The following is a 4,965-nucleotide window of genomic DNA, read 5'->3' on the forward strand; positions in this document are numbered from 1 at the left end:
CCATACATCACGAACGCCGACCAGAAGAAGGGGTGGGAGAAGGAGTTTTCTTTCGTGTCCTTCAGCAGCTGGATCTTCGCTGCCCTCAGGGCTTCGGTCTTTGACATACCCTTTTTGACCAGGCCGTCATAGAACCGGATCATGAGGTCTTTCGTGCCTTCATCGGCGACGCTCCAGAGGCTTACCACCGCCGCGGTGCTGCCGGCATACATGACCGCCCTCGTGAGCCCCGTGACGCCCTCGGAATAGCTCATTTCACCAAGGCCGGTCTCGCAGGCCGACAGGACCACGAGACGGGCGTTGAAACGGCTGTTCATGATCTCCCCCAGGGTAAGGAAGCCGTCCTCCCTGTCTCCCGGTATCTGGCTCAGCGCTATGGCCTGGAACCCGGGTTCGAGGATGCCGTGGGTGGAGAAATGAATGAAGGCGTACCGGCCCATCCCGGGAGACCTGGCGTTTTCCTCCCGGGCCTCGAGCCTGAGAAATGACCGGGCGGGATTGCCCTGTTCCTCATATATCTTCCGGATCCCTTCTATCTCCTCCCCGCTGCCCTGAAGCCGTGTCAGGGTGCCTCCGGCACGGAGATAGCTGTTCTTCGTGAATGCCGCCCCCGGGCTCACGGCGGGGGGTTCGTCCCCGGCGCCGCTCGTGGCGCCGTTCTTTTTCTCCGCCTTCTTTTCCCGTGCCGTATCTGTCTCCGTCAGGTACTTATCGTAATCGTAGACGGGGTCCCCGAACCCGACAAAGCCGCCTCCGGATCCCTCGCGTTCGTACTGGCTGCGCAATACGGAGAGGACCGTTCCCGACTGGATGTAAGCGACGGGGTACTTCTCGATCATGAATATCTTCTTCCCCCCCTCCTCGGTCACAAGGGCTTCAAAGGGGAGATAAGCGAGGACACCCTGGGGTGCCACGATGAGCGTGCCGTCGCCAAGAAAGGTCTCGAGGGGTTTGACGAGGATGGCATAGAGGTCCTCCGCAAGGGCCTCGCGGAAACGCTCTTTCTGCTGATAACCCCTGATATTGGTGAGGAATGCCTTTACCTTGGACAGGAGGTCCTCATGGCTTGCGGAGAGCTTCACGACGTGGAAATCCTTCCTGCTCACGACAAGGCAGTGGACCCCTTTCTTCGAGAGGAAGTACTCGGCGAGGACCTCATCTTCCTTAAGGACCTTTTCCTGGAGGAATCTTACAGCCACCGGTTCCGGGTACCGGACGGAGGCATAAAGGGGGTTCTTGTACCGGATGTCCCTCGTCAGGGTGTCCAGCTTTTCCTGGAGGAGGGAGGTCTCCTTCTTCAGCCTCTCCACGAGTTCCCCGTCCGGCGTGTCCTTTCGGGATTCGTCCTCCAGCTTCCTGCGTGTGACCATCAGTTCATTCTCCAGGCTGGTGCGCTCCGCCTTCACGGAGGGGTCGATGCCCTTTTCGAGCTCGACGCGTGCCTCCGCGAGCTGATCGAGGAACACCCGGGCCTTCATCGCCTCGATGGTGCGGAAGGCCTTCTCGTTCTCGTTGGCCTCGAGCATGAAGACGGCCGCGTCCTCATAATGACCGTAGACCTTTTCCATGTAGCTTTTCTTCATGTCCGGGAACATGGCCTGGGAGCGCACCTCTTCGAATTTTCCGAGGCCCGCTTCAAAAAGGCCTGTCGCCTCCTTCACGTCCCCCGTGCGGCCGGTGATGCCTGCCTTCTTGACAAGGATGAAGGCTTCCGATTCCTTGTCCCGCATTTGGCGGTAGAGCTCGAGTGCCGTATCATAGTTCTCGAGGGACTTCCCAAGGTCACCCGCCGACAGAAATACATCGCCGATGCCCTGGTACGCGTGTCCCTGGTCGACGACGGAATGGGCGGCCGTTACATAGGTCAGGGCCTTGCGGAACATGTCGAGGGCGCCCATCCTGTTACCCTTCTCGAGGTAGATCTCGCCGAGGGTCTTACAGATATCCCCCTGCCCGATAGGTTCATTGACCTTTTTGTAGATGACCATTGCGGACGTGAACATGGCGAGAGCGTGATCGGTCTTGCCAAGCCTCACGTAGGCTTCACCCATGGTGCGATACGTGTTCGCCTGCCCCATGGGGGAATTCGCCTTCATGTAGAAGGACAGGGCTTTCTCGTAATATTCCATGGCTTTCGCGTAATCGCCGGCATAGAAGTAGATGTCGCCCGTGGCGCGATGGACATTGCCCTGCCCGAGGGGTTCGCCCGCGTGGACATAATAGGGCAGGGCCTTGTCGTACAGTTCGAGGGCCGAGGAGAAGTTCCTGCCGTAATAGCCTATATCGCCGAGACCCTTGTACACATCGGCCTGACCCACGGGCTCCCTGACCTTCCCGTATATGGGGAGCGCCTTTTCATATGATGCGCGGGCCTCCTCTATGTGACCTCCGCGGAGGTTGAGCTGGCCCATCCTCCTGAGGACGTCGGCCTGCCCCAGGGGGTATCCCGCCGTCGTGAAGCTCTGCAGTGCCTTTTCGTAGAGCCCGCGGGCCTCATCGTTCCTGCCGGCAAAGAACGCGATGTCGCCGAGGCCCTTGCGGGCATAGCCCTGTCCGACGCGATACCCCGTGGTGTCGTAGAGAGCCAGCGCCTTCGAGTACTCCTCATGCGCCCTTTCGTTGTCTCCCGTCCTGAGGGCCGTTTCGCCGAAGCCCCGACGGACGTCGGCCTCGCCGTTCTTGTCACCGGCGGTGGCATAACGCGCCAGGGCCAATTCGAGAAAACTGAGGGCCGTCCTGTGATCGCGCTGTCTCATAGCGAGGCTGCCAAGACTTCGATAGGCGTTTCCCTCCTCGACAGGGTTCGGACCGCTCTTCAGGATGCGAAGGGCATTTTCCAGGACCTTTGCCGCCTGTCCGTTGTCTCCCGTCTGTATCAGCACATCCCCCATCTTGCGTGCGACGACGCCCTGGCCGGGCAGGGAGCCGCCCCTGGCATAGAGATCGGCGGCCCTCCTGTACATGAGGAGGGCATTGGTCGGGTTGCCGGAATGGAAGGTGATATCACCGTTGCCTTCGTGGGCCTTTGCCATAAGGAGCGGGTCTTCCAGTCTTCGCGCGAGTGGCATGGCGGAGTCGTAAAGTTTCAGCGCCTCATCGTGCCCGCCGATGGACAGAAGAGCATCGGCCGCGGAAAGCATGAGCGACGCGAGGGTTTTTTCGTCGCCCTTGACGCGGGCCCCTTCAACCACAAGAGCCACCAGAGCGGCATCTTGCTTGGCCGCCGCGTGGTCGAGCACCCTTTTCAGAACGGGTCCGTCGATCCGCTCCTTGATATCCCCGAAGACGCTCCAGAAGCCGCTTGCTCCCGACCCGTAGCCTTTTACGAGCTCATTGACCGCTCGTTCCTGTTCGCTGCTCAGGGGTGCTGAAGCGAACGCGGCAGCGGGAGGCAAGTGAAACAGGGCGGCAAGAAAGAGCATTACGAGGAAAAAGAAAAATGGGTGCTTCATCGCGTCGTTGGTCATCGTCCTGGTCACATCCTGGATATGGGATTTTTGATGCCTGTTTCAGGGAAAGCGTTCGACGGACGTCCGGGCGCAGTGGACACGGGACTCCCTTGCGCTTCGCTCAAGGAAGCCGCGGTGCTCCGAGACCGCCTCGATCGGATGCACCCCGGTGGAGTACACCCTGTGACGCTGTGGCCGCGGCACCGGGTGCCTTTTCGGCAGGCACAGACAGGGAACGCTCGATCGGTCTGGGTTCGGGCACCACGGGCGGGTCGGGCGGGTCCCGTCCCTTGTCCGCGAGGGAGATGTCGACGGAAGTGACAAGAAACGCGATCGTGGCCAGGATCAGGACAAGCTTCTTCACCGGATGTTCGTGCCTCCCTGCGTCATATGGACCTGCCGTGGATCTTTCAGCCCGGCAGGCAGACCGTGTAGCCCGAGGGTTGCTGGGGCGCCGGCGGGTCAGGCGGGTCGGCGAGGCAAATGCTTGACGCCGACATCATGAGAAGAGTGGAAATAATGATCCTGGTGATCATTTTCATGGCGCAAACCCCCTTGTTCCAACGTTCACTGCCTTGCGGCCGATCCTGTTAGAAGTTATATGCAAAAGAGGGGGAATTGTCAATAAGTACGAGCCGTTTTGTGTTGACAGGGACGTCCGCGGAGTGCAGAATCTGGGAGGGTTTTTAAGGGAACCCCGTGATCCTGTGCGGAAAAAGGAGCGTATCATGAAGATCTTCCACGTCGATGCCTTCACATCGGAGCCATTCAGCGGCAACCCGGCCGGGGTCTGCATTCTCTCCCATCCCAAGGTGGATGAGTGGATGCGGCGCGTCGCCGCGGAGATGAACCTTTCGGAAACGGCGTTTCTCATCCGTGCGGCTGACGGGTACAACCTGAGATGGTTCACCCCGTTGGTGGAGGTGGACCTGTGCGGGCATGGGACCCTGGCGAGCGCGCACATCCTGTGGCAGGAAGGTCTTGCGGGGAGAGATGAGAAGATCACCTTCCACACACGAAGCGGTGTGCTGACCTGCACGCAGGAGGGGGAATGGATCGGCCTCGATCTTCCCGCGACCCCCGATGCTGAGATCGCTCCCCCGGAGGGTATCGCGGAGGCGCTTGGCGCTGTCCCTTTATACGTGGGCGCCAGCCGCTCCGATTACATCATCGAGGTGGATTCCGAGGAGACGGTGCGGGGCCTTACCCCGGACTATGCCAGGATCCTCGGGATGCCCGTGCGCGGGGTCATCGTGACGAGCAGGGCGGCCGCGGGAGAGTTCGATTTCGTATCGCGTTTCTTCGCCCCCGCCGTGGGTGTCAATGAGGACCCCGTGACCGGTTCGGCGCATTGCTGCCTGGGGCCCTTTTGGGGCAGGCGCCTTGGTAAGGAGGACCTCATCGCCCGGCAGGTATCACGTCGCGGGGGTGTGGTAAAGGTCCACCTCGCCGGCGACAGGGTCCATCTTTTCGGGCAGGCGGTGACGGTGATGGGAGGGGAGATAGGGGTGTAGGG

General features: G+C 60.7%; 3 protein-coding genes. 1 reads left to right on the plus strand and 2 read right to left on the minus strand.

Annotation, left to right across the window (positions count from 1 at the left end):
• Positions 1-3,467 (minus strand): CHAT domain-containing protein (locus GXX82_13800; protein NLT24111.1); only part of this gene is annotated, 3,467 nt, incomplete at its 3' end.
• A 103-nt stretch (positions 3,468-3,570) separates the two neighbouring features.
• Positions 3,571-3,813, minus strand: a complete 243-nt coding sequence (locus tag GXX82_13805) for a hypothetical protein (GenBank protein NLT24112.1) — start codon at positions 3,811-3,813, stop codon at positions 3,571-3,573.
• 364 nt (positions 3,814-4,177) lie between these two features.
• Here GXX82_13805 and GXX82_13810 point away from each other — a divergent pair, with 364 nt between their 5' ends.
• Positions 4,178-4,963, plus strand: a complete 786-nt coding sequence (locus GXX82_13810) for a PhzF family phenazine biosynthesis protein (GenBank protein NLT24113.1) — start codon at positions 4,178-4,180, stop codon at positions 4,961-4,963.
• Positions 4,964-4,965 lie beyond the last annotated feature (2 nt).

The organism is Syntrophorhabdus sp. (assembly GCA_012719415.1).
GTDB lineage: Bacteria > Desulfobacterota > Syntrophorhabdia > Syntrophorhabdales > Syntrophorhabdaceae > Delta-02.

Bases quoted from the DNA above. Each gene is read 5' to 3' on its own strand.
- GXX82_13810 (NLT24113.1), top strand. From the start codon at position 4,178: ATGAAGATCTTCCACGTCGATGCCTTCACATCGGAGCCATTCAGCGGC.